This window comes from Flavobacterium cheongpyeongense (assembly GCF_003202435.1).
Taxonomy (GTDB): domain Bacteria; phylum Bacteroidota; class Bacteroidia; order Flavobacteriales; family Flavobacteriaceae; genus Flavobacterium; species Flavobacterium cheongpyeongense.
The window spans coordinates 32090-56599 of record NZ_QJHK01000026.1; the positions used below are offsets into that span (position 1 = coordinate 32090).

Annotated in this window: 26 protein-coding genes; 4 read left to right on the forward strand and 22 right to left on the reverse strand. The window is 31.6% G+C overall.

The window, feature by feature from the left end; all coding sequences use genetic code 11:
• Positions 1-44: 44 nt before the first annotated feature.
• From coaE to DMB65_RS19890, 11 genes are all read right to left on the reverse strand, one after another.
• The gene (gene coaE / locus DMB65_RS19840) at positions 45-641 is read right to left on the reverse strand and encodes a dephospho-CoA kinase (protein ID WP_110308374.1); all 597 of its coding nucleotides are present in this window, start codon (positions 639-641) and stop codon (positions 45-47) included.
• Position 642: 1 nt separating this feature from the next.
• Positions 643-1641, reverse strand: coding sequence for a glycosyltransferase (locus DMB65_RS19845; RefSeq protein ID WP_110308375.1), 999 nt, complete (start codon positions 1639-1641; stop codon positions 643-645).
• Positions 1642-1764: 123 nt separating this feature from the next.
• Positions 1765-2955, reverse strand: coding sequence for an enoyl-ACP reductase FabV (fabV, locus tag DMB65_RS19850; RefSeq protein ID WP_110308376.1), 1191 nt, complete (start codon positions 2953-2955; stop codon positions 1765-1767).
• A 21-nt stretch (positions 2956-2976) separates the two neighbouring features.
• Entirely contained in the window at positions 2977-3498 is a 522-nt protein-coding gene (locus DMB65_RS19855) for a hypothetical protein (protein WP_110308377.1), read from the reverse strand.
• A gap of 8 nt (positions 3499-3506) precedes the next feature.
• Positions 3507-5159, reverse strand: a complete 1653-nt coding sequence (recN, locus tag DMB65_RS19860; RefSeq protein WP_110308378.1) for a DNA repair protein RecN — start codon at positions 5157-5159, stop codon at positions 3507-3509.
• A gap of 51 nt (positions 5160-5210) precedes the next feature.
• Positions 5211-6095 carry a type IX secretion system protein PorD gene (gene porD, locus DMB65_RS19865; RefSeq protein WP_110308379.1) on the reverse strand — a complete coding sequence of 295 codons (885 nt, stop codon included), beginning with the start codon at positions 6093-6095 and terminating at the stop codon, positions 5211-5213.
• Complete coding sequence (gene coaBC, locus DMB65_RS19870) at positions 6088-7299, reverse strand: bifunctional phosphopantothenoylcysteine decarboxylase/phosphopantothenate--cysteine ligase CoaBC (protein WP_110308380.1); 1212 nt, start codon at positions 7297-7299, stop codon at positions 6088-6090. Before coaBC ends, porD begins: the two co-directional genes overlap by 8 nt.
• 7 nt (positions 7300-7306) lie before the next feature.
• Positions 7307-7624, reverse strand: coding sequence for a DNA-directed RNA polymerase subunit omega (locus DMB65_RS19875; protein WP_007807938.1), 318 nt, complete (start codon positions 7622-7624; stop codon positions 7307-7309).
• Between the two features lie 8 nt (positions 7625-7632).
• Positions 7633-8427 (reverse strand): outer membrane protein assembly factor BamD, encoded by a 795-nt coding sequence (locus DMB65_RS19880; RefSeq protein ID WP_110308381.1) that lies wholly within the window; start codon positions 8425-8427, stop codon positions 7633-7635.
• Positions 8428-8562: 135 nt separating this feature from the next.
• Positions 8563-9444: a 4-hydroxy-tetrahydrodipicolinate synthase gene (dapA, locus tag DMB65_RS19885; protein ID WP_110308382.1), complete on the reverse strand. Its 882-nt coding sequence runs from the start codon at positions 9442-9444 to the stop codon at positions 8563-8565.
• 15 nt (positions 9445-9459) lie between these two features.
• Positions 9460-9972, reverse strand: a complete 513-nt coding sequence (locus tag DMB65_RS19890) for a DUF6913 domain-containing protein (RefSeq protein WP_110308383.1) — start codon at positions 9970-9972, stop codon at positions 9460-9462.
• Positions 9973-10019: 47 nt separating this feature from the next.
• On the opposite strand from DMB65_RS19890, the gene DMB65_RS19895 reads away from it, so the two are divergent.
• On the forward strand, positions 10020-10796 hold the full coding sequence (locus DMB65_RS19895; protein ID WP_110308384.1) for a 5'-nucleotidase C-terminal domain-containing protein: 777 nt from the start codon (positions 10020-10022) through the stop codon (positions 10794-10796).
• Between the two features lie 54 nt (positions 10797-10850).
• Positions 10851-11762: a bifunctional metallophosphatase/5'-nucleotidase gene (locus DMB65_RS19900; protein ID WP_110308385.1), complete on the forward strand. Its 912-nt coding sequence runs from the start codon at positions 10851-10853 to the stop codon at positions 11760-11762.
• Positions 11763-11805: 43 nt separating this feature from the next.
• On the opposite strand, the gene ligA is transcribed toward DMB65_RS19900, so the two are convergent.
• The 6 genes from ligA to rpsF all read right to left on the reverse strand — a co-directional run bounded on the left by ligA (position 11806) and on the right by rpsF (position 16780).
• The gene (gene ligA, locus DMB65_RS19905; protein ID WP_110308386.1) at positions 11806-13812 is read right to left on the reverse strand and encodes an NAD-dependent DNA ligase LigA; all 2007 of its coding nucleotides are present in this window, start codon (positions 13810-13812) and stop codon (positions 11806-11808) included.
• Positions 13813-14006: 194 nt separating this feature from the next.
• Positions 14007-14480: a DUF6495 family protein gene (locus DMB65_RS19910; protein ID WP_110308387.1), complete on the reverse strand. Its 474-nt coding sequence runs from the start codon at positions 14478-14480 to the stop codon at positions 14007-14009.
• Positions 14481-14536: 56 nt separating this feature from the next.
• The gene (locus DMB65_RS19915) at positions 14537-15508 is read right to left on the reverse strand and encodes a hypothetical protein (protein ID WP_123955370.1); all 972 of its coding nucleotides are present in this window, start codon (positions 15506-15508) and stop codon (positions 14537-14539) included.
• Between the two features lie 118 nt (positions 15509-15626).
• The gene (gene rplI, locus DMB65_RS19920) at positions 15627-16070 is read right to left on the reverse strand and encodes a 50S ribosomal protein L9 (protein WP_110308389.1); all 444 of its coding nucleotides are present in this window, start codon (positions 16068-16070) and stop codon (positions 15627-15629) included.
• Positions 16071-16136: 66 nt separating this feature from the next.
• The gene (rpsR, locus tag DMB65_RS19925; RefSeq protein WP_007138295.1) at positions 16137-16433 is read right to left on the reverse strand and encodes a 30S ribosomal protein S18; all 297 of its coding nucleotides are present in this window, start codon (positions 16431-16433) and stop codon (positions 16137-16139) included.
• Between the two features lie 5 nt (positions 16434-16438).
• Positions 16439-16780, reverse strand: coding sequence for a 30S ribosomal protein S6 (rpsF, locus tag DMB65_RS19930; RefSeq protein ID WP_007810575.1), 342 nt, complete (start codon positions 16778-16780; stop codon positions 16439-16441).
• Positions 16781-16954: 174 nt separating this feature from the next.
• Between rpsF and DMB65_RS19935 the strand changes: the two genes are divergently transcribed.
• Complete coding sequence (locus tag DMB65_RS19935) at positions 16955-17653, forward strand: LytR/AlgR family response regulator transcription factor (RefSeq protein WP_110308390.1); 699 nt, start codon at positions 16955-16957, stop codon at positions 17651-17653.
• Here the strand turns inward: DMB65_RS19935 and priA are convergent, their stop codons facing one another.
• From priA to nadC, 5 genes are read right to left on the reverse strand one after another with little or no spacing between them, the layout of a single operon-like run.
• Positions 17654-20104, reverse strand: a complete 2451-nt coding sequence (gene priA, locus DMB65_RS19940; protein WP_110308391.1) for a replication restart helicase PriA — start codon at positions 20102-20104, stop codon at positions 17654-17656.
• A gap of 23 nt (positions 20105-20127) precedes the next feature.
• Positions 20128-20874 carry a subclass B1 metallo-beta-lactamase gene (bla-B1-FLAV, locus tag DMB65_RS19945; protein ID WP_110308392.1) on the reverse strand — a complete coding sequence of 249 codons (747 nt, stop codon included), beginning with the start codon at positions 20872-20874 and terminating at the stop codon, positions 20128-20130.
• Positions 20875-20888: 14 nt separating this feature from the next.
• On the reverse strand, positions 20889-21320 hold the full coding sequence (locus DMB65_RS19950) for a DUF2147 domain-containing protein (protein WP_110308393.1): 432 nt from the start codon (positions 21318-21320) through the stop codon (positions 20889-20891).
• The gene (locus tag DMB65_RS19955) at positions 21317-22243 is read right to left on the reverse strand and encodes a YihY/virulence factor BrkB family protein (RefSeq protein WP_110308394.1); all 927 of its coding nucleotides are present in this window, start codon (positions 22241-22243) and stop codon (positions 21317-21319) included. Before DMB65_RS19955 ends, DMB65_RS19950 begins: the two co-directional genes overlap by 4 nt.
• A 60-nt stretch (positions 22244-22303) precedes the next feature.
• Positions 22304-23161, reverse strand: coding sequence for a carboxylating nicotinate-nucleotide diphosphorylase (nadC, locus tag DMB65_RS19960; RefSeq protein WP_110308395.1), 858 nt, complete (start codon positions 23159-23161; stop codon positions 22304-22306).
• A gap of 156 nt (positions 23162-23317) precedes the next feature.
• Between nadC and DMB65_RS19965 the strand changes: the two genes are divergently transcribed.
• On the forward strand, positions 23318-24418 hold the full coding sequence (locus DMB65_RS19965) for a DNA alkylation repair protein (protein WP_110308396.1): 1101 nt from the start codon (positions 23318-23320) through the stop codon (positions 24416-24418).
• Positions 24419-24510 lie beyond the last annotated feature (92 nt).

The window sequence follows — 24510 nt, forward strand, 5'->3', positions numbered from 1 at the left end:
ATTTTAACAATATACTGAATAATACATTAACCAAATATTAACATTTAAGACTGATTTTGTTTAATATTTAAAATTTTAAGAATTTTAACAACCTCCTCTTTTGCTTTTTCAATATGTTCATTATTTATAATAAAATTACTCTTATGAATGCGTTCTTCGTCTTTCCACTGCATTTTTATCCTGTTTAAGACTTCTTTTCTACTTGTGTTATCACGTTTAATAACTCTTTCAATTCTTACTTCTTCAGGTGCTGTTACTGTTATAACAATATCACAATCTTTATATCTGCCGCTTTCAAACAAAATTGCAGCTTCATAAATGACATAATTATACTTTTTATTTTCCTGCAGCCATAATTCAAAATCTTTTTTAACTGCCGGATGTATGATTGTATTTAACTGATTTAATTTATCACTATTTGTAAAAACAATTTCTGCCAACTTCGATCTGTTAAGAACTTCATTTTCAAACACATCTTTTCCAAAAACTGATTTAATATCTTCAATTATAGACTTTGACTGCATTATTTTTTTTGCCTCATCATCAGCAATATAAACAGGAACCCCCATTTCCTTAAAATACTTTGCTATTGTTGTTTTACCGCTTCCTATTCCGCCGGTCAGTCCAATAATCTTTGCCATATTATATTTTAAAAAACATTTGAGGAAAAACTTCCTGAGGTTTTTTCTTTAAAAGAATAATTTTCACAAATGATTCTAAGAAACCTGTTCCGTAACCATAAAATTGTTTCCAAACAGCAATTACAGAAAGATATCCAATTTTAACACTCTTATTCCCAATGCTGGATGTAAGAAAAATTATAACGAAATATACAAAATATATTTGTAATAAAAGATCAAAATTAAAAATTAACAATAAAAAAGCTAATAATAACCCCAACATAAAGAATGTAGGGAAGAAATAAGTCAATTTATTATACTCTGGATACCAGCTATTTAATATCGGTCTTGCTTTACCAAATTTATTAACCTGAACAGAAAATTTTTCCCAATCTATCCGACGTTTATGATAAACATAAGCATTAGGAAACAATCTTGTTTCAAAACCCAAATTCCATAGTCTGATAGATAAATCAGGATCTTCACCAGGATGAATATTTCCGAAACCTTTGGATGCTTCAAAAGCTTTTTTTGAAATCCCCATATTAAAACTTCTGGGCTGAAATTTATCAATTTTCTCAGATCCTCCCCGAATTCCGCCTGTTGTTAAAAAGGAAGTCATTGCAAAATTAATTGCCTTCTGTATATTCGAAAAACTATCCAAAGCTTTATCCGGACCACCAAAACAATCCACATATTGTCTGTCTAATTCTTTCCTGACTTCTGTTAAATAATTTGAAGGAATTATACAATCTGAATCAAAAATAATAAAGTAATTGCCTACCGCATTTATCATTCCAAAATTCCTTGAATCTCCTGGTCCGGAGTTTGGTTTAAAGTAATAGGATATATTTAGTTTTCCCTGATAGCTCTTCACGACTTCTTTACATGGAATTGATGACCCATCTTCAACAAGAACAATCTCAAAAGCTTCATTATAATCAGATTTTGACAAACTTTCCAAAAGTTCATCAACTTCATCAGGGCGATTATACACGGGTATAATTAAAGAAAAAACCATAATAGAATATGTGGTATTAAGAAGGTAATTTTGTGAATTTCAAATTTCGTGCAAAGATATGTTATATTCATAAAAAAACCATCAACTTTTGGTTGATGGTTTTGATTTATAATGATTCAGTTATTAGCTGATACTTTCTATTTCAACCACTTCATTTGCTTCTGCATTATAATCAACTCCTGAGAATTCAAATCCGAAAAGGTTCAAAAAATCATTTCTATATCCTGCTAAATCTCCGATTTCCGATAAGTTTTCTGTAGTTGCTTCCATCCACAATTCAGCTACTTTTGCCTGTACATCTTCACGCATCTCCCAGTCATCAATCCTGATTCTTCCTTTTTCATCTACAGGAACCTCAGAACCTATGTATAATCTATCCTTGAATAAACGCTGAATTTGCTCAATACAACCTTCATGAATTCCTTTTTCTTTCATAATTTTATATAAAAGTGATATATACAACGGAATAACCGGAATTGCTGAACTCGCCTGTGTAACAAGTGCCTTATTTACAGAAACATAAGCTTTTCCTCCTATTGATTTTAAACTATCCGTAATTGTAAATGCAGTAGCCTCTAAATCATCTTTTGCACGGCCAATTGTACCTTTACGGTAAACTGCTTCTGTCAATGATGGGCCAATGTATGAATACGCCACCGTTGTTGCTCCATCTGCCAATAAATTTTCAGATTTAAGAGCTTCAATCCACATAGCCCAGTCTTCTCCACCCATAACGGCAACTGTGTTATCAATATCTTCATCATTAGCAGGAGCTATTGAAACCTCAGAGACTTTTCCTGTATGAAAATCAACTGTTTTATTTGTAAAAGTCTGACCGATTGGTTTTAGAACAGAACGATGAGTCACTCCGGTATTAGGATTTGTACGCACTGGAGAGGCTAAACTGTAAATCACAAGATCAACCTGACCTAAGTCAGCTTTAATCAAATCTAAAGTTTCTCTTTTTATTTCGTTTGAAAAAGCATCACCGTTGATACTTTTTGCATATAAACCTGCTGTGTGCGCCTCATTTTCAAAAGCTGCTGAATTGTACCAGCCCGGAGAAGCTGTTTTTCCCTCAACTGGTGGTTTTTCAAAAAACACTCCAATTGTTGCCGCATCAGACCCAAAAGCACTGGTAATTCTTGAAGCCAAGCCAAAACCTGTTGATGCACCAATTACCAAAACTTTTTTTGCTCCCTCGATAGGACCTTTTGATTTTATATATTCAATTTGATTTTTAACATTTTGCTCTGCTCCTTTTGGGTGGGCTGTCAAACAAATAAATCCTCTCATTCTAGGTTCTATAATCATCTTGTAATTATTTTTTTTGTATTATTTCAATTTCAGTTTTAATTTTTCAAAAATAGACATTTTATCTTTAACCCTTTTCATATTGGCCTTCATATTGTCAATAAAATTTGGGTTTAAAGCATTCTTTTTTGCTAAATTATAATATTTGTAAGCAGCTATATAGTTATTCTCATACTCCGCCATCCTTCCTAATTCACTATTATAAGATGAGGAATCAAAATTTTCCAGCGTCTGCATGGTAAAGCTAATATGCTCTTTCGCTTCTTCATACCTTCCAATATCAATAAGAAGGTAAGTATAATTTAAATAAGGTGCAGGATATTTAGGTTCAAATTTCATCGCTAATTTATAGTGATAAATGCCTTTTTCGTAATCACTTAATTTATTGTAGTAAATCCACCCTAAATGGTTATGGGCCTTACCAAAATCAGGATATTGCGACAAAATTTCTTCCAAAAGTTCTTTTGCATCTGCAGAATTACCTTCAGAAATTAATGAATCTGCTTTTATAAACTGATTCTCATAAAAACTCAAACTCTCCATAAATATATTTAATTCAACAATTGTTTTGCGTGGTTTAATGCTGAATCAGAAATATTAGCTCCGGAAAGCATCTGAGCAATTTCTATAACCCTTTCATCCTGAGCCAAAAGCTTTAATTCTGATTGTGTATCATCATTGGTTGTAGACTTAAATACCTTAAAATGTGAATCACCTTTAGCGGCGATCTGAGGTAAATGCGTAATAGCAAATATTTGCATTTTTGTACTCATCTCTTTCATAATTTCTCCCATTCTAATGGCAATTTCACCGGAAACCCCTGTATCAATCTCATCAAAAATTAGCGTTGGCAATTTAGAATATTGCGCCAAAATAGCTTTAACTGCAAGCATTATGCGTGACATTTCTCCACCTGAGGCTACTTTTTTAAGCAATCCAAAATCAGTTCCTTTATTGGCAGAAAATAAAAATTGTAATTCGTCTTTCCCGTTTATAAAATAGGTTTCTGATTGTAACAGTTCCATTTTAAACCGAACATTTGGCATTCCTAAAGTTTCTAATATAGAAATTAACTGACCTGATAAAACTGGAATTGCTTCTTGTCTGTTTTGATGAATTTTTGCTGAAAGAGTGTCTAACTCTTTTGTTTTTTCTTCAATTGATTTTGATAAAACAGTAATTTCTTCTTCGATGTTACCTAATTCTAAAACTGAATTTTCCAGATTAACCTGAATTTGTAACAATTCATCTACTGTAGTAACCTGATGTTTTTTCTGTAGATTATAAATAAGCTGCAATTTCTGATTGGTCAACTCTAATTTTTCAGGATCGTTTAATAATTTTTCAGAAGCATTTTGTAACTCTCTTGAAATATCATCAAATTCAATTGTCACACTTGTAATCCTCTCAAACAAACTTTGGTATTCTGATGAAAAAGTCGCGATTTTTTGCAATGAAGTCTTAATTTCATTCAAGTTATGAAAAACACCAAATTGCTCTTCATTGCCAATTAACAATGCTTTATCAATTGATTCTTTTATAATTTCAACATTATTTAACTTCTCAAAATCTGCTTCAAGTTCTTCTTGTTCTCCAGTTTTTAATTTAGCGGCAAACAGTTCGTTTAATAAAAAACTGTTATACTCCTGCTCTTTTCCTGCATCACTTTGTTTTTTAAGTAATACATTTAATTTTGACTTATCTGATTTGTATCGTTTCAGAACATTTTGATAAGAATCAATAATGGCTGTGTTTTGGGCAATTGCATCAATTATTTTAAACTGTACAACTTCATCTGATAGTTCCTGAGTTTGCTGCTGTGAATGAATATCTATCAAAAAGAAACTTAAATCTTGTAATTCCTGAAGATTTACAGGACTGTCATTAATAAAAGCGCGCGATTTTCCTGAAGGAAGTATTTCACGTCTAATTATCGTTTCATCCTCATAATCCAGATCATTTGCTTCAAAAAAAGCAGCCAAATTGTATTTAGAAATTTCAAATTGTGCCTCAATTATGCATTTTTCTTCTTTATTTTTGAGAGATGTTAAATCAGCCCTTTTTCCTAAAACCAATCCTAAAGCACCTAAAATTATTGATTTACCAGCACCGGTTTCTCCTGTAATTATAGAAAAACCTTTAGAAAAATCTATAGTTAGTTTTTCAATTAATGCGTAGTTTTTAATTGATAATGAAGTAATCATATAGCTTTAAAAGTAAATTATTTGGAGTAGTAAAATTGGTCAAAAATCGAATTAATATTTAATCTGCGACCATTTTGTTGAATTTATAGGCGAAACTTTATTTAAATTTTCCGCTAAATCTGTAATTGTAATACTTGGTCCGCCAGAAAAAACAGATATTATTTCATCTGATTTCGCATCAAAGAATACTCTTGTCAAAAAAGCATTTGGCTTAACGGAATTTAATTTTCCTATCAGCATTAATGAAGCTTTTATTTGCTCTTTTGCTGCTTTCAAATCCTGACTCATTATATCCAAACCTGTATGGTATAAAAAAATTGTTTTTCGCAAATCAGAATACGTTGGAGCCAGCATATCATTTATAAAAAAATAACGATTCTGAAGACCATCAGACTGAGTCCAGCCTTTAGAACCTCCTTGCTGTGCCACATTTGAAATATTTAGTGCAGTTTCAAAATAAGAATTCCCTCCTGCAAACTGAAAAGTATCCGCATCCATACCTAAAATCATATAACTGTAAAATGATATTACCGATATTAAGTTAGATTCAAAAGTAGCAGGATTGTATAATAAAGGCTCAAATTCTGTATATCTGAAATTAAAATCCTTATCATTAAAATTTAAAACTGGTGAAGAATAAGTTGAATTATAAATCAATCTTGATGATTGTATTTGTATTGTCCCCGAAAACTGATCCGAATTATTGGACAAAAGTGTAATATACATTGAGCAATTAATTCGTTCATTTTGCTTTAGAACAGATCCTGTCCAGTCCGTTTTATTTACAAACTCCGACAATGATGTCTGAAGTGTTTTATAAACCTGCTGATTTGGATTTGGTAATCTCTCGGTATTGATTGTTACTGTACAATTTAACTGTTGTGCCTGAGCAAAACCAAAAAACAAAAACGTTAAAAAAGTAACTAATTTACACATAAAAATGTTCTATAACTTTGTTTAAAATATCAACTGCAACAGATTCTTTTGACTTTAAGTCCATTGGTTCAATTTTAAATCCTTTATCAATAAAAGTCACTTTATTAGTGGGTTGCTGAAAGCCTGCACCTTTATCCTGCAATGAATTTAAAACAATCAAATCTAAGTTTTTTTTCTGAATTTTCAACTTAGCATTTTCAATTTCATTTTCAGTTTCCAACGCAAATCCAATTAAAAACTGTTTTTTCTTGATTTTGCCTAACGATAATAATATATCTTTTGTCTTTTCGAGTTCTATTGAAAAGTCTTCAGCATTTTTTTTTATTTTTTGATCAGCAACAACTTTAGGTTTATAATCTGCAACTGCCGCTGCTGCAATCGCAACATCAACATCATTAAAATGCAAATGACAGGCATCAAACATTTCCCGGGCTGAAACTACATTTATTATTTCGATCGAGGAATTTTTGACTTTTAGATTTGTTGGTCCTGAAACCAATATAACAGAAGCTCCCAAAGCAGCTGCTGCGTTTGCAATATCAAATCCCATTTTTCCTGAAGAATGATTCCCTATAAAACGTACAGGATCTATAGCTTCGTATGTCGGCCCTGCTGTTATTAGGATTTTTTTTCCTTTTAAAGGCAATTTACTTTCCAAATCGGCTTCTAAGAAAGCAATAATATTTTCAGGCTCAGCCATTCTTCCCTCGCCTGATAGGCCACTTGCTAATTCTCCATTTTCTGCCGGAATCATTATGTTTCCAAATTGTCTTAAGGCAGTAAAACTTGATATTGACGAAGGATGCTTATACATATCTAAGTCCATTGCCGGAGCAAAATAAACTTGACATTTTGCCGATAAATAAGTTGCAACAAGAAGATTATCACAATTGCCGGTAGCCATTTTTGATAATGTATTGGCAGTTGCCGGAGCAATCAACATTAAATCGGCCCAAAGCCCTAATTCAACATGATTATTCCAGACAGCATCCTGATCATCCTGATTAAAAAAAGCGGAGTGTACAGGATTTTTTGATAAAGTAGATAAAGTAAGTGGGGTTACAAAATCCTTAGAAGCAGGTGTCATGACCACCTGGACATGTGCACCTGCTTTTATAAAAAGTCGTACTAATGAGGCTGTTTTATAGGCTGCAATTCCACCGGAAACACCCAGTAGAATTTTTTTTCCTTTTAAAACTGACATTATACTATTATTTGTTTGAACCTCTGTGGTATGTTTTACCGTCTAACCATTCCTGAACGGCTAAAGCGTGTGGTTTAGGTAATTTTTCGTAAAATTTAGAAACTTCAATTTGCTCTTTATTTTCAAAAACTTCCTCAAGACTGTCATTGTAAGTAGCAAATTCCTCTAATTTTTCAGTTAATTCTTTTTTTATTTCAGAATTAATCTGGTTTGCTCTTTTAGCCATAATGGTGATTGCTTCATACACATTTCCTGTTGGCTCTTCAATAACTGTTTTATTATAAGTTATTGTATTGACAGGAGCATTCGTCTTTTTTAAATCCATGACTTTATTTATTTAGTAAATTTTTGTAAATCTGTTTCAACTCTTGCATTCATTTCTTCTGCCTTCAATTTGTATTTTGTATCGCTTTTAAACTTCAATAAATTATTGTAAGCTACTTTAGCAACATTCAAACGTTCCTCCATTTTTTGAGGAATACTATTTATAGCCAATTGATATGCTGAATCGTATTTATAAAACAAGGCATCTTCTTTAAAAGGAGTGCCCGGATAATCTGCAATAAAATTATCAAAAGCAATTAAAGCTGATTTATAATCCGAAATAGTGTTGTATCCTTTAGCATTTTCATATGCTTTTTTCTCAAGTTTTCCTGTTAGTATCTTCACAGCCTCATTTGCCTGAGCTATGTATTCTGAATTTGGATAATTATCAATAAATGCCTGCAATTTATCCAATGCCTTAACTGTGTCTGTTTGATCTAAACTATAAACAGGAGCCAATTTAGAATAACTGTAAGCACCTAAAAAAGCAGCTTCCTGAACTTTTTCACTTCGTGGATAGCCCGAAACAAAGCTTTCAAACTGATATCCTGCCAAATAATATTGTTTTGTTTTATAGTAGGACTGGGAAAACATATAAAACAGTTTTTCTGCCTGAGGTTTACCTCTGTATGTTGGTGCTAACTGTTCAAAAAGTCTGATTGCTTTATTGTACTTGCCTGCCTCGTACATTTTGGTTGCAATTTCGAACTTTGCTGCAACATCTTCATTTTTTAATGCCTTTTGATAATCACTACAAGAACAAAAAAGGGCAACAACAATTAAAAGCGATACTATTTTTTTCATTTTCTTACTTTTATTATGATTCCTTAGACAATTATGCCTAAGCAAAATCACACCGAAGTTTCGGTGGCAAATTTAGTTATTAATTTAGCTACTACAAAATATTTTTTGGTATAATAAAATACGTGTTTTTTTATTCTATTTTAATGCTGCTTTTACAAATTTATTTAATCGGTCCGCTAATGATTGATCTACTGACACCAATGGCAAACGGACTGTATTATCTGCAATTCCAAGTGATTGAAACACATGTTTGATTCCGGCAGGATTTCCTTGCTCAAAAATCATATCGATACAATCTGATAAAAAATATTGTGTTTTGAAAGCCTCATTTACTTTTCGGTTCAGGCCTAAACGGATCATTTCTGAAAATTCTTTTGGAAAACCTTGCCCTATAACTGATATAACTCCGGCTCCGCCAGCTAAAACGACAGGTAGAGCAATCATATCGTCCCCAGAAATTATTAAAAAATCTTTTGGCGCATTTTTGATCAATTGTAAAGCCTGAGCCATATCACCTGCTGCTTCTTTTATAGCCACGACATTATCAAATTCATTTGCTAAACGAATTACTGTTGATGGCAACATATTACTTGATGTCCTGCCAGGAACATTATATAAAATTACCGGAATCGGAGAAGCTTCAGCAATAGCTTTAAAATGCTGATAAATCCCTTCTTGTGTAGGCTTATTATAATAGGGAGAAACTGAAAGAATGGCTTCAAATGCTGAAAAATCCCTGGTTTTTAATTCTTCTACAACCTGCATTGTATTGTTGCCTCCAACTCCAAGAACTAATGGTAATCTTCCATTATTAACTTCTATTACTGTCGAAATAACTAATTCTTTTTCTTCTTTTGTTAAAGTTGCGTTTTCTGCAGTCGTTCCCATTACAACCAAATACTCCACTCCGCCATCAATTGAAAAATTAACAATTCGCTGTAAGGCTTCTATATCAATTGAAAAATCTTTTTTAAATGGAGTGACAAGGGCAACACCGGTTCCTATTAATGATTGCATATTCTAATTTATATTTTATTTTATACTTTTTAAATATTTAAACAATTCGAAAACGAAAAGTTTATAATTATCTAAAGAAGTATTTATCATCCAACGATTTATACTCTTATCGATTGATGCAAATCCAACTTTAAATTTAGCTTTTGATTGATTCGTAATCAGCTTCAAAATGGGTTTTTGAACATCATAATAACTAATCAAAAGATCAAATTCTGCTCCAATAAATTCAGTTAAAAAACTTACTTTACTATCCCCTTTCCAATCTATATGTTTTTTTGAAAAAGTTGGAAAATGATACAATTTCTTTTCCTTGAATTTATTTCTGTACACAACGGCTTTTATATTTTCAGTATCAATGCCATAAGAAATCAATTCTTCAATAAGTGCTTTCGAATGCCTGAATTTACTCTCGTCAATCAACAGGCCTATTGTTTGTACATTACTGGTAAAGGCTTCATTTTTTACATTGAATACATTATTTTTTAATGTTTTTTTTATAAAAAAATCCTTTAGATAATTTAAAAACATACTACTTTTACCAGATTACAAAATTAATTATTTAAGTCGCATTTAAGATGGTAAAACTAAAAAAGTATAACGGATTTTTAAAACTTTTTGTTATATTCTTAACACTTTTTTTTGTGTTTTCATGCAGTAAGAAAAATTACAACTTAGTTAAGATAGAAGGAAAACAACTTCCTGTTACCGAAAAAAATCAGGTACCTGAGATTGAAAATTTTATCAAGCCTTTTCGAAATCATATCAACAAAGATTTAGACAGCGTATTAGCTTATTGTCCTGAAACGCTTGATAAGAGCATTGGTGAATGGCAAACTACTATCGGTAACTTATTGACTGATATTTGTTTACAAAAAGGGAATCTGATTTTTAAAGCCCGTGAAAAAAAAGACATCGATTTATGCTTTTTAAATCATGGAGGAATAAGAGCCCTATTACCAAAAGGAAATGTGACAACAAGAACGGCTTTTGAAATTATGCCTTTTGAAAACAATTTGGTTGTCCTCGCTTTAAAAGGTGAACAGATTCTTGAAATGACATCTTATATAATTAAAGAAAAAAAAGCTCATCCTTTATCAGGAATGACTTTTACAATTACAAAAAACAATACCGCTACAAATATTCAAATTCAGAAAAAACCTCTTGATATCAACAAATTGTATTATGTTGCTACAAATGATTATCTCGCAAATGGAGGTGACAACATGAATTTCTTTCTAAAAAATGCTCAAAAATTTGATTTAGATTATAAACTTAGAAATGTGTTGATTGATTACTTTAAAGATGTAGATACGATTCCGTTACCAAAAGACATCCGAATTACTGAAGAATAATCAAAAAAAATGAATCTAAATTAAAACACCAACTTTTCTCAAAAAACAGACCCAATGAAAAGAAGAGAATTTATCGAAAAAACAGCTGCCAGTACCACCTTGTTAGGTCTAGGCCTATCATTAAACAGTTTTAAAACAAACGATGTAAAACAGCTAACCGTTCTGCATACCAATGATGTGCATAGCCACATAGATCCTTTTCCGGCTGATGATCCCCGTAATCCAAATAAAGGCGGTGTAGCCCGAAGAGCTGCTCTTATTGAAACTATCCGTAAAGAAAATCCAAATGTACTTTTATTAGATGCAGGAGATATTTTTCAGGGAACTCCTTATTTTAATTATTATGGCGGAGAACTTGAATTCAAGTTAATGAGCATGATGAAATATGATGCTTCTACTATTGGAAACCATGATTTTGATAATGGACTTGATGGATTGTATGCGCAAATGCCACATGCCAGTTTTGAATTTATCTGTTCAAATTATGACTTCAAAAATACAGTCATGAACGGACTTGTAAAACCATACAAGATCTTCAATAAAAACGGAATTAAGGTTGGCGTTTTTGGATTAGGAATAGAACTTGAAGGACTGGTTGATAAAAAAATGTACAAAGAAACTATTTATAATAACCCTGTAGAAATTGCAGAGGATATGAGTCAATTGTTAAAGAAAGAAGAAAAATGCGACGTTGTTATTTGCCTTTCGCATTTGGGTTATAAATACAAAGATGATACGACAAAAATTTGCGATTTAAAATTAGCCGAATTAACTCAGGATATTGATTTAATCATTGGCGGACATACCCATACTTTTTTAGACAAACCTACGATTGTAAAAAATAAAGCTGGAAAAGATGTCCTTGTAAATCAGGTGGGATGCTACGGAATAAATTTAGGCAGAATCGATTTTTATTTTGATAAGAATAAGTCACATACAAATGAAGGAAAATCAATTATCGTGTAATTTCCGATAATTGATTTTCCTTTGATTTTTCAGCATCAACAATTTATTCGCTTTGATTAAGTTTAGCGATGAAATCTTCTTCAGACAATATTGGAATATTTAGTTTGGTGGCTTTTTCTAATTTAGCCGGCCCCATATTATCTCCGGCTACTACAAAATCTGTTTTGGCTGAAATGGAGCTTCCTACTTTACCACCGTTATCTTCAATAGTCTTCTTTAATTCATCTCTTGAAAACTGAGCAAAAACACCTGAAACCACAAATGTTTTTCCAATGAATTTTTCAGTAGCATTAGGGTTTATTTTTTGGATAATTTCAAACTGTACTCCATAACTTTTTAAGCGTTCAATTATTTTCTTATTTTCTTCATTCTCAAAAAATTCAATTACGCTTTTGGCAATTCTTTCTCCAATTTCATCCACTAAAATCAAATCCATTAAAGAAGCTTGGCTTAATACATCAATATTTTTGTAATGTTTGGCTAATTTTTTTGCAACTGTTTCTCCCACAAAACGAATTCCTAAGGCAAATAAAACACTCTCAAACGGAATTTCTTTCGATTTTTGAACTCCATTTACCAAATTCTCAGCTGATTTTTGTGCCATTCTCTCTAAAGGCAAAATTTGTTCAACAGTTAATTCATAAAGATCCGCATAATTATGAACCAATCCGTTATTAAAAAGCAAAGCAACTGTTTCTCCTCCAAGTCCTTCAATATCCATAGCTTTTCTTGAAATATAATGCTGGATTCTGCCAATAATCTGGGGCGGACAACCATAAAAATTTGGACAATAATGATTCGCTTCTCCTTCGTTTCGAACCAATTCCGAATCACATTCCGGACAATGAGTAATATAGTGCGTTTTTTGTGAATTTTCTGGACGTTGTTCTAAATCAACAGCAATAATTTTTGGAATAATTTCGCCTCCTTTTTCTACAAAAACCGTATCATTTATTCGAATATCTAATTTTTCAATTTGGTCGGCGTTATGTAAAGAAGCTCTTTTTACAATTGTCCCTGCCAATTGTACAGGTTCTAAATTTGCAACCGGAGTAATTGCCCCTGTGCGTCCTACCTGATAGGAAATAGACTTCAATTTAGTCGAAACCTGTTCTGCTTTAAATTTATATGCGATGGCCCAGCGAGGTGATTTTGCAGTATAACCTAATTCTTCCTGATGTTGGAAACTGTTTACTTTTATAACCACACCATCAGTTTCGTAAGGCAGTTTATGACGATGCTCATCCCAATAATCAATGAAATCGAACACTTTGTTCATATCATTAACTAATTTGGCTTCCATTGGAACCTTAAACCCCCAGTCTCTTGCTGATTGCAATCCTTCAATTTGTGAAGAAAAAGGCAAATTATTACTTGTTACCGAATACAATAAACATTCTAAAGGGCGTTTGGCAACCTCTGCACTATCCTGTAGTTTTAAACTCCCTGAAGCTGTATTTCTTGGATTTGAATAGGGTGTCTCACCAATTTCAATTAAGTCCTGGTTCATTTTTTCGAAACCTTTAAATGGTAAAATGATTTCTCCTCTAATATCAAATTTCTCAGGATAATTCCCTTTTAATTGTAACGGAATTGATTTAATTGTTTTGATGTTATTTGTAACTTCATCCCCCTGAAAACCGTCCCCACGGGTTAAAGCCTGAACCAATTTTCCTTTTTCGTATGAAATACTGATGGAAGCTCCATCGTATTTTAATTCACAGGTATATTCTAAATCAACATTTCCCAAAACTCTCTGGATTCTGTTTTCCCAATCTAATAGATCATCTTTGGAATAGGAATTATCCAAAGAATACATTCTGAACTGGTGCGGAATGGTTTTAAAATTTTTCGTAACAGTTCCACCAACTCGCTGTGTTGGAGAATGCTCGTCAAAAAAATCAGGGTGTTTGTTTTCTAAATCCTGAAGTTCTTTTAGTTTAATATCAAAATCATAATCAGAAATTGTAGCATTATCAAGTACATAATAATTGTAGTTATGCTGATTAAGTTCGTTTCGTAAAGCCTGAATTGTTTCTTGAATACTCATAAAATAGTAAAATGGTGCAGATTATAATTTAGAAAAACTGAGTCTTAAAATTAGGATTATTTTATTGAAAAATATTAAAGCCAAAAAGTTTTAAAATCAAGATGCAGAATATTTAAAGTTTCATTTCTGATTATGCCAATATTCCAAATAAGAATCAAAGAAAAAGAAATGCACCTATTTCAAAAAATAATACACTATGATTCTATGATCGAATTAATTTGCTTAAACAATTGTCCATCACTCAAAAATGCGCCTTGCTGAATTAATTCAAAAATAGAAGAATTTCGATCTTCAGTAAAAAGCTTCTTCCCGGTTTTCATTTCAATCGTATCTGTAAACATATTATCACTTAACCATTGTAAACCGTCTTTAGTCAAAAAATCAGTTTCCGGAACTAAAGATTTCAAAACAATAGACTGCACATGAGTTTCAAAACACTGAAATAAAAATATATGATTTTTAGAAAAATGCTCTAAAAATTCTGCTCTGCCCAAAACACCTTCCCAAATCAAATCCGAAAAAACATCCAATTCCTGTTCGGCAACTTCCGGTTTTTCTATTTTTATCTTATCCCATTCAGCCTTATCTATCGACTGAGTTGCTAAAAATTTGGTAAATTCCGGATGCAATTCCTCGAACTGTTCTTTTGTTAATCTATTATATTTCATTTTGTGGATATAAAACGCTTCACTTTTTAAGCTTGCAAATTTAGACTTTTTAGAAGTTAATCAAATGCCTTTCTTAAAAAAAAGACTTCTCTTATTGAAATAATATTTAATGGGAATTCAATAATAACATGAAGCATACTTAAAAAATATAAAACCATAACTCCTATCTTATAACTATAAATATACAAAGCCACAGATGCTAGCCATAAAATCAAAATGCATACTAAATATGATCTAGGCATGTTTCTATCCCATCCAATTATTGATGTTTTAGAAAACCAATTTAAATAATGATAGGTATATGAAAAAGCAATAAAAGTTTGAATTTTTATAATTACAACAGCATTAAAATCAAAGTATGAAATTGAAATATTGTTTAAGATTTGATTTAAAGATACAATAACATTTTTAAAACCAGTCTCTAAAAAAATATCTTTCACTAATTCAGATGTATGAAATACAAACTGAAAAGGATTATACGAAATAAACAAAGGAATCAAAATCAAAATAACAATTGTAATTACACTATAAACAGAACGCCCTTTTAGAGTTCCAAGAATCATAAATAATAGCGTAAAAAAATACACATGAATAATAGTTGGCAAAAAAATACTGATAATAAAAAAAGAAAAGGGAAAAAATTTCAGGAACAATAACCCAAAACTAAAAGCGAAAATTAAAGTCAAAAAAATCTTTTTAGACTCTTTAAACAATACTAATCCGATAGAAAACAAGAAACTAGTAACAAGAAAAACACCAAACAACAACATGAAATAGTTACTTAAATAACCAGAAAACAAAGCCTCTAATTTTAAATATTTAAAAAGTACAAGAAAAGTTATTGCTATGGCAAGCACTATTAAAATTGAGATATATTTTCTTTCTTGAACAAAATAACTCTTTTGATGAAGCCAATTAATTTCAGTCAGGTAATGTAATGGCCCTAAAACCGCATAAGAAAAAAGAAAAAGCTCAAATGGGATCATTAGAGACAAAAACAAAGATATTAGAATCAAAATAATATTCAATACCTCAATTTTATTTGCTTTAGTCATATTAAATATTTTCTGAAATATAAATATAAAAAAAATCCCGAACTCATTTTTTAGAACGAATCGGGATTTAATTTATGGTAAACTTAAAAAATTATGCTTTTTCAGCAACAATTTCGTATGGTAAGTCAACGATAACATCTCTGTGTAAACGGATGCTAGCAGAATATTTTCCAGTACGTTTTACGATACCGCTTGTGATGAATTTTCTATCAATAGCGTTACCTGATTTCTCTAAAGCTTCAGCAATATCGATGTTTGTGATAGAACCAAAAAGTTTTTCTCCACCCGCTTTTGCCGAAAGTTTAATTTCAAGAGCTTTTAATGTTTCAGCTAATGCTTTTGCATCAGCAACTACTTTAGCTTCTTTATGTGCTCTTTGTTTTAGGTTTTCAGCTAAAACTTTTTTAGCAGAAGGAGTTGCTAATGTAGCAAACCCCTGAGGAATCAAAAAGTTACGACCATAACCAGGTTTTACAGATACTACATCATCTTTAAATCCTACGTTTTGCACGTCTTGTTTTAAAATAATTTCCATGTTGTTGTCCTTATAAGTTAGAAGTTAGGTTCCATTTGACCGGAAACCAACAACTTTGTTTTAATACTATTTTAATAAATCGGCCACGTATGGCATTAAAGCTAAGTGACGAGCTCTTTTTACAGCTACAGAAACTTTTCTTTGGTATTTTAATGAAGTTCCTGTTAAACGACGAGGAAGAATTTTTCCTTGCTCATTTACGAATTTCAATAAGAAATCAGCATCTTTATAATCAATATATTTGATACCTGATTTTTTGAAACGACAATACTTTTTAGTTTTGTTAGTTTCAATGTTCAAAGGCGTAAGATATCTGATATCCCCGTCTTTTTTTCCTGAAGCAGATTGTTGTAATGTTGCCATAATAATTAAGCTTTTGTAGATTTAAGTTTCGCTCTTCTTCTTTCAGCCCAAGAAATAGCATGTTTATCCAAACTTACTGTAAGGAAACGCATAACTCTTTCGTCACGTCTGAATTCAGTTTCAAAAGCAATTAGAACTTCTCCAGCTACTTTGAATTCGAATAAGTGATAAAAACCACTTTTTTTGTTTTGGATTTCGTAAGCCATTTTTTTCAGGCCCCAATCCTCTTTCGATACCATTTCAGCTCCTCTACTAGTAAGAAATTCTTCAAATTTCGTTACTGTTTCCTTCACCTGAACTTCAGATAAAACGGGATTTAAAATGAAAACAGTTTCATAATGATTCATAAATACAATATTTATTTGTTAAAATTGGGTGCAAAAGTAACTATTATATTTTAATTACCAACATTTTTTTTCTTTTATTCGTTGAAATGCAAAAAACAGACCTTCATCTTAGTTTTTTTTCCAAAAAAATAATACATTTACTATTGTAACCTGAATTTATTAAATTTAACTCTTATGAAACTAAACTGTGTTGTTGTAGATGATAGTTCTATACAGAGGGCAATTATTGCAAAATTAGTTAACAATCATCCTGGTTTACATTTGGTTGGTGACTTTTCTAACGCAATTGAAGCAAAGAGTTGTATCTCTTTAAATAATATCGATTTGATATTTTTAGATATTGAAATGCCTGTTATTAATGGTTTTGACTTTCTTGATGGTTTAAAATCAAAACCTCAAATAATATTTATTACTTCTAAAGCTGAATATGCTTTAAAAGCCTTCGATTATGATGCCACAGACTACCTTCAAAAACCTATAGCTGTTGATCGTTTTAATGCTTCAGTAAAAAGAGCAATTGACTTATACATCCTCAAAAAAGAGGTGAAAGAAGAAGAAGGTGAACATATTTTCATTAAAAGCAACTTAAAAAAGCTTAAAATTTTTACATCAAAAATTAAATGGATTGAAGCTTTTGGAGATTATGTAAGAGTTGTTACAGAAGATGACAGCAACTTAGTTTTATCAACAATGAAATCTTTTGAAAATGATTTATCAAAAGATAAATTCATTCGGGTCCATAAATCTTACATTATTAATATTGATAAGGTGGAACGCTTTAACAGTAAATTTGCAGAAATTGGCATTACGAAGATTCCTCTTAGCCGAAACAAAAAAGAAGATTTAGTAAGAGCATTATCAACATCATCATAATTAATAAAAGTCGACATTCACAATTAACTTTATAGCTCTGTATTGAGCAACAGACTCAAAACTATTCAACATTTTCTGAATAGTTTTTTTTGTAACTACTAACGGTATGTTTTGCGGAATTTTAATCAAAATTGTCCTTATATATTCGTTTCTTATTCTGTTAATCGCAGGCTCTTCGGGTCCTAAAACAGGTATGTTTAAATTTTGACTCAAAACCTGATACATCCACATTGTACCTTCTTTTAATTTATCAAAATCACGGTGCTTTAAAGTCAGTTTTATAATTCTAAAATAAGGTGGATATTTATAGATCTGTCTGTCGTACAATTGTTCCTTATACATACCTGCATAATTATGCATTGTGACCTGTTGAATTGTATTATGATTAGGATTGTAGGTCTGAATCACAACTTTTCCTTGTTTTTCTGATCTTCCCGCTCTTCCTGCAACCTGTGTCATCATCTGAAAACTACGTTCAAAAGCTCTAAAATCGGGATGATACAACATGTTGTCTGCATTCATAATCCCGACCAGGTTCACATTATCAAAATCTAATCCTTTAGCCAGCATTTGTGTACCAACTAAAATATCTATTTCCCTATTTTTAAAAGCATCAATAATCTTTTCAAAACCAAATTTTCCCCTTGTCGTATCCTGATCCATTCTGCCGGTTTTAGCTTTGGGAAAAAGTAACATTAATTCCTGTTCGATCTGCTCTGTTCCAAAACCTTTTGTTGTCAAGTCAATACTCGAACAACTATGACAATGCGTTGGTTTTGCAATTGAATACCCACAGTAATGACAGCGCAAATGATTTTTGTGTTTATGGTAAGTCAAACTTACATTACATTGTTGGCAATGAGGCACATGACCGCAAGTTAAACACTCAATTACAGGCGAATACCCTCTTCTGTTTTGGAATAAAATTACTTGTTCTCCTAAAGACAAAGCTTCTGCAATTTCTTCTATTAAAAGATCACTAAAGTGTCCGGTCATCCTCTTTCTAAAGTGCTTGTCTTTTAAATCAACCAAAACGACTTCCGGCATTCGGACATTATTATAACGTTCTGTGATCGCAACTAAACCAAATTTCCCAATCTGAGTATTGAAATAAGTCTCAATACTTGGAGTAGCAGATCCTAAAAGTACTTTGGCACTATGAAAATTTGCCAAAACAATTGCCGCATCGCGTGCATGATATCGTGGAGCAGGGTCTGTCTGCTTGAAAGTCTGTTCATGCTCTTCATCAACAATTAACAAACCAAGATTATTAAAAGGCAAAAATAAAGCCGTTCTGGTTCCTATTATAATTTGAGCCTTATGCGAATTTTCGAGTGTTCGCTTCCAGACTTCTACCCTTTCATTGTTACTGTATTTAGAATGAAAAACAGCTACTTTATCCCCAAAATGAAGCCTCAAACGAGAAACTAACTGCGTTGTAAGTGCTATTTCAGGCAAAAGATATAAAACCTGTTTTCCTGTTTCTAAATATTCCTCAATTAACTTAATATATATTTCTGTTTTACCGCTTGAAGTAACACCATGAAGAAGACAAACTTCTTTTTCTAATAAAATGTTTTTAATTTCTTCGAAAGCCGTTTGCTGAGCCTGACTTAACAATAATCGCTTTTTCGAAGCCTTTCCATCAAAAGAAACCCTGTCATGCTGCAAGTAATATTCTTCAAAAACTTCTTTTTCAATTAATGCTTTTACAATTGCCGAAGTCGAATTTGAAACTTCAACCAATTTTTTAACTGTAATTGGCTTCTTTTCTGAAGCACTAATTTGAAAATAGGCCAAAACAATTTCTTTTTGTTTACTGGCATTTTTCAATACTTCTAATAATTCATTTAAACCGCTGTCTGATTCGTATTTCGAATGCAATCTCACATACCGGACCAATTTTGGTTTATAATTTTCTTTTATTTCTTCTTCTAAAACAATAATATCTTTGGCTATGAGTTTTTGAAGAACCGGAAGAATATTCTTTTTGTTTAAAATCGAAATAATTTCCAATACCTTTAATGAACTTTGCTGTTGTAAGGCTTCATAAATCAAAAACTCTTCATCTGAAAGTTCATCCGGATTCACAGCAGCATCTGCCTTGTGCGAGATAATCGTTTCGCTTTCCAATAATAATCCGCTGGGAAAAGCACCACGATAAACATCGCCAATGCCGCACATATAATAATTTGCCACCCAGACCCAATGTTTGATCTGAGTTTCGGTTGCTATTGGTTTTTCGTCTAATATCTGATGAATTTCTTTGGCTTCATACAAGTTTGGCTTATTCTGATGTATATCAATAACCAAGGCAGTATACATTTTGCTTTTACCGAAAGGCACAGCCACCCTCATCCCTTTTTTAATAAAATAGAATTCGGCCTCAGAAATACGATAGGTAAAAGTTTTGGCTAGAGAAAGTGGCAAAACAACTTCGACAAAAAACATGTAATTATTTTAAAATTGATGAATTATTTATTACCCGAAGTTTGCGCAGTATTGTATCTCTGAACCATTTTCAAAGTATGATTTAGAGATTCTAAATTTTCCCAATTATCATGGCCCGGTATAATATAAATTGGATTTGCAAATTTGTTTTGTACTTTTTGGATTGATTTCTCCCATTCTTTTACATCTGCATCACCTAAATATCCTAAATCTTTTGACTCTGTACTTTTTATAAAGCAGCCTCCATAAAGCACTTTTTCTTTGTCAAACCAAACTATAATATTGTCGGGAGCGTGTCCTTTTCCGGGATAATAAACTTCAAAGTTATGTTGTCCTACTGCAAATGTAGTATCATTTGGAATTATAAATTCAGATCTTTTTTCGTTTTTCGTTTTAAGAATTTGATCCGTCTCTTTTATAGTGTAAGTTTTAACTCCTTTTTGTTTGTAAAATTCCAGACCTCCTGCCCGATCTTCATGAAAATGGGTTGCCAAATACATTATAACATTTTTCTTGTGTTTTGCTTTTATGGAATCCAACAAAGGCTGATATTGAGTTTGATCCCAAGGTGCATCAAACAATACGACACCGTTATTTGTAACAAGATACATAGCATTGGCAGAAATTAATGTCCCATTATAATCATGAAAGGTTTTATAAACATAAAAGTCACCTGTAAGATGACTTATTTGTAATGGCAAATTCTTAGATTGTCCAAAACTAATTGAAAGCATGGTTAGGAATAAAATTATTGATGCTAATTTTCGCATTTTTATTTATGAAATTAATTTTTCAGCCGTGTCCAATATTGTGTCCTTCCTACAATAGAAATCCCAATATAGCCACGAAGTTTTAATTTATCAGGAGCATCTAATGCAATATAACATTTGTATTTTTTTCCGTTTGTTGGATCCAAGATAGTCCCTCCATTGTATTCAGAGCCCTCTTTTTTTAGACCGTTTATAATGATCATGCCCATAATCGGTTTATTTTTTTCGGCTCCTTCACATTTTGTACATATATCTTTTTTATGATCAGCACGAAGTATATCTACTACTTTTCCGTATATTTTTCCAGCTTTTTCATAAATTTCTATTATTGACTTGGCCTCACCAGTTTCATCATCAATTGTCTTCCATTTTCCTGTAACACTTTGGCTGTAAACAGCTCCAAATGTCAGAAAAAAAAATCCAATTATTAACATCAATTTTTTCATACTATTTTATTTTTGTGTCTTAATTTCTTAATAGTCGCATTAAGTTCGAATCCTAAAAGAAGAATCATACAGTTTATCCAAATGTAAAACATTAGTATTAATAATGTCCCAATAGAACCATAAAGTTCGTTGTATTTTGAGAATTTTATAACCCAAATCCCAAAAAAGAACGAAGATATAACAATTAGCACCGTAGTAAAAACAGATCCAATACTAATAAAAGGTGCTTTACTATACTGTTTTGTACCATATCGCAATAATAATGAAGAGGTTATCAAAATCATCAAAATAACAAATAGGTAACGTCCTAAAATAATCAGGGGAATTCGGTCACTTAATACATCCTGAATAATTGTTTTTTGAATAAAAACTTCAAAAACAACTATGGTAGCAACTGTTACGAATAATATCAGGGTCATCACAAGTGAAATAGCCAGCGCTACTAAATATTGATGAAAAAAACCACGTTTATCAAAAACATGTTTAGAAGATTCAAAACCACTCAGAATTCCGTTAATACCATTTGCCATTAAAACAATAGACAACAGAAAACCTGAAGACAGCAACCCCGAATGGCTATTATTTAAAATATCGCTAATAATTTTACTAATTGCATCATAAGTATTTGGCGGTACACTTTGCTGAACAAAAAGCAAGAAATCCTGTTGAAAATTTTCTATAGGAATAAATGGAATTAAGTTTAGAATAAATAATGCAAAAGGAAATAAAGCCATAAAAAAACTAAAAGACACCGCGCTTGCATGGTAGGAAAAAGCACCTTCAAGAATGCCCAAAATATACATTTCGAGCAAATCATACAATGAAAAGCCTTCTAGCCATGGTAATTTTATGTTCTTTAAAAAGCGGACTAACAAACGTACAATTGGTACTTTTTCAAGCCTGTTTTCTATCTCTTTGGACATATTTGTTTAGATTATTAGATATTAGATTATTAGACTCCTAAGCTTTCAAATTTTAACAATTTAAAAAGCTTTCAGACTCAGATCCATATTATACACAGAATGTGTCAAAGCGCCTGATGAAATATAATTTACACCACAAAGTCCATACCCGCGAATTGTTTTTTCACTGATATTTCCAGATGACTCTGTCTGGCATTTTTTACCAATTAATGCTACTGCAGTTTTGGTATCTTCGTAATTAAAATTATCAATCAGGATTCGATGAACACCATCACTTAATAAGATTTCACGAATCTCATCCAGATTTCTGGCTTCTACAATAATCTTTAAATCCAGATTTTGAGCTTTCAAATACTCTTTGGTTTTGTTTATTGCAAGTGTAATACCTCCGGCAAAATCAATATGATTATCTTTCAGCATTACCATATCGTACAAGGCATATCGATGATTTTCTCCTCCTCCTATTTTTACCGCCCATTTTTCTGCTGCCCTAAAATTAGGTGTTGTTTTACGAGTATCTAATATTTTAGCCCCTGTCCCCTCTAAAAGCTGCATCAACTGACTTGTTTTTGTAGCAATCGCCGACATTCTTTGCATAGTATTCAAAACCACTCTTTCTGCTTTTAAAATAGATTGTGAACTTCCGGAAACTTCAAAAACAACTTCCCCATATTCCACATAAGTTCCATCTTCAATAAAAGTCTTTACTTTTAGTTTTGGATCAACATATTCAAAAATCATTTTAGCTAATTCAACTCCTGCAATTATCCCCTGATCTTTTACCAACAATTTAGCCTGCCCATTTGCCGTATCAGGAATACAAGCCAACGAGCTATAATCTCCAGGTCCCACATCTTCCCGAATCGCATTACTGATTAATAATTGTAATTCGGTTTGAAATTGTATCTTGCTAATCATTTTCTCAAATTTTATAAGATGCTAAAATAGGACATATTTTGTGGATTTGAAAGTTTAAGCTCTGCCAAAAATAAAATTTCGAAAGAAAGTTCCTCTACTTAATTTAAAAAAAATCAAAGAACATTAAATATCTTTGAAATTCATTCAAATAAAATCATGGGCTTAATTAAAGATATTTACTCGCTTTCTTTTTACGAAAATTTTAGTCAGGCTGTCGCCGAAGTACATCCGGAATTCAATAAACAAAAATTTATCAAAGCCATTTATGAAGATGACTTTGAAAAAAAAGAGTGGAAAGAACGAATGAAACATACCACAGTTGTTTTTCGTCAGTTTATGCCTGAAAACTTTCGTGAAGCAGCTGTTTTGATTGATAAAATCATTAAAAATCTTAAAAAAAACAAATCTGTAAATGGCGGTTTAGAATATATCTTTTTTGCCGATTATATCGAAATGTACGGTTTAGATGATTTTGAAAATTCGGCGAAAGCATTTCTTATAATAACACAATTTATTAGTTGTGAATTTGCTGTTCGTCCTTTCATTTTAAAATACAAAGAAAAAATGATCGACGAAATTACAAAATGGTCTTTACACGAAAACCATCATGTGCGCCGATTGGCAAGTGAAGGTTCAAGACCTAGGTTACCATGGGCAATGGCGATTCCGTTCCTCAAAAAAGATCCTTCTTCTATTCTTCCAATTTTAGAGAACTTAAAAAATGATCCTTCAGAGTACGTCCGAAGAAGTGTCGCAAATAATTTAAATGATATTGCTAAGGATAATCCTCATGTCGTACTTGAAATTGCTTCAAAATGGAAAGGCCATACAAAAGAAACAGATGGAATTATCAAACACGGCTGTCGTACTTTGTTAAAACAAGGGCATCCTGAAATTCTTAGTTATTATGGTTTAAAAAACACGAATATTGAGCTTTCATCATTCGAAATCAAAACTCCGACTGTAAAAATTGGAGATTACCTTCAGTTTCATTTTCATTTAACTAATAAAAATGAAGAACCAAAAACGGTTCGTCTAGAATATGCTGTTTATTATAAAAAAGCAAAAGGACATCTGGCAAAAAAAGTTTTTAAAATTAGTGAAAAAATTTACCTTCCGAATCAATTAACAAAGATCGAAAGAAACCAGTCTTTTAAATTGATTACGACCCGGGTTTTTCATATCGGAACTCATCAATTGTCAATTATAATTAACGGAAAGGAAAGTGATCCTTTAGAATTCGAATTGATTAATTAAAACACAAATATTACAAATGGAATAAAATGATTTATTACATTTTACGCAATTCATCTTTCTTTTATTTCCTGTTTTATAAAGCAAATGCAAAA

Bases quoted from the DNA above. Each gene is read 5' to 3' on its own strand.
- bla-B1-FLAV (WP_110308392.1), bottom strand. From the start codon at position 20,874: ATGCGAAAATTAGCATCAATAATTTTATTCCTAACCATGCTTTCAATT.
- fabV (WP_110308376.1), bottom strand. From the start codon at position 2,955: ATGATTATAGAACCTAGAATGAGAGGATTTATTTGTTTGACAGCCCAC.
- rpsR (WP_007138295.1), bottom strand. From the start codon at position 16,433: ATGGCAACATTACAACAATCTGCTTCAGGAAAAAAAGACGGGGATATC.
- rpsF (WP_007810575.1), bottom strand. From the start codon at position 16,780: ATGAATCATTATGAAACTGTTTTCATTTTAAATCCCGTTTTATCTGAA.
- DMB65_RS19895 (WP_110308384.1), top strand. From the start codon at position 10,020: ATGGTAAAACTAAAAAAGTATAACGGATTTTTAAAACTTTTTGTTATA.
- porD (WP_110308379.1), bottom strand. From the start codon at position 6,095: ATGTGTAAATTAGTTACTTTTTTAACGTTTTTGTTTTTTGGTTTTGCT.
- coaE (WP_110308374.1), bottom strand. From the start codon at position 641: ATGGCAAAGATTATTGGACTGACCGGCGGAATAGGAAGCGGTAAAACA.
- DMB65_RS19855 (WP_110308377.1), bottom strand. From the start codon at position 3,498: ATGGAGAGTTTGAGTTTTTATGAGAATCAGTTTATAAAAGCAGATTCA.
- DMB65_RS19890 (WP_110308383.1), bottom strand. From the start codon at position 9,972: ATGTTTTTAAATTATCTAAAGGATTTTTTTATAAAAAAAACATTAAAA.
- DMB65_RS19950 (WP_110308393.1), bottom strand. From the start codon at position 21,320: ATGAAAAAATTGATGTTAATAATTGGATTTTTTTTTCTGACATTTGGA.
- ligA (WP_110308386.1), bottom strand. From the start codon at position 13,812: ATGAGTATTCAAGAAACAATTCAGGCTTTACGAAACGAACTTAATCAG.
- DMB65_RS19900 (WP_110308385.1), top strand. From the start codon at position 10,851: ATGAAAAGAAGAGAATTTATCGAAAAAACAGCTGCCAGTACCACCTTG.
- DMB65_RS19965 (WP_110308396.1), top strand. From the start codon at position 23,318: ATGGGCTTAATTAAAGATATTTACTCGCTTTCTTTTTACGAAAATTTT.
- nadC (WP_110308395.1), bottom strand. From the start codon at position 23,161: ATGATTAGCAAGATACAATTTCAAACCGAATTACAATTATTAATCAGT.
- priA (WP_110308391.1), bottom strand. From the start codon at position 20,104: ATGTTTTTTGTCGAAGTTGTTTTGCCACTTTCTCTAGCCAAAACTTTT.
- DMB65_RS19935 (WP_110308390.1), top strand. From the start codon at position 16,955: ATGAAACTAAACTGTGTTGTTGTAGATGATAGTTCTATACAGAGGGCA.
- recN (WP_110308378.1), bottom strand. From the start codon at position 5,159: ATGATTACTTCATTATCAATTAAAAACTACGCATTAATTGAAAAACTA.
- rplI (WP_110308389.1), bottom strand. From the start codon at position 16,070: ATGGAAATTATTTTAAAACAAGACGTGCAAAACGTAGGATTTAAAGAT.
- dapA (WP_110308382.1), bottom strand. From the start codon at position 9,444: ATGCAATCATTAATAGGAACCGGTGTTGCCCTTGTCACTCCATTTAAA.
- DMB65_RS19955 (WP_110308394.1), bottom strand. From the start codon at position 22,243: ATGTCCAAAGAGATAGAAAACAGGCTTGAAAAAGTACCAATTGTACGT.
- DMB65_RS19845 (WP_110308375.1), bottom strand. From the start codon at position 1,641: ATGGTTTTTTCTTTAATTATACCCGTGTATAATCGCCCTGATGAAGTT.
- DMB65_RS19910 (WP_110308387.1), bottom strand. From the start codon at position 14,480: ATGAAATATAATAGATTAACAAAAGAACAGTTCGAGGAATTGCATCCG.
- DMB65_RS19875 (WP_007807938.1), bottom strand. From the start codon at position 7,624: ATGGATTTAAAAAAGACGAATGCTCCTGTCAATACAATAACTTATAAT.
- DMB65_RS19880 (WP_110308381.1), bottom strand. From the start codon at position 8,427: ATGAAAAAAATAGTATCGCTTTTAATTGTTGTTGCCCTTTTTTGTTCT.
- coaBC (WP_110308380.1), bottom strand. From the start codon at position 7,299: ATGTCAGTTTTAAAAGGAAAAAAAATTCTACTGGGTGTTTCCGGTGGA.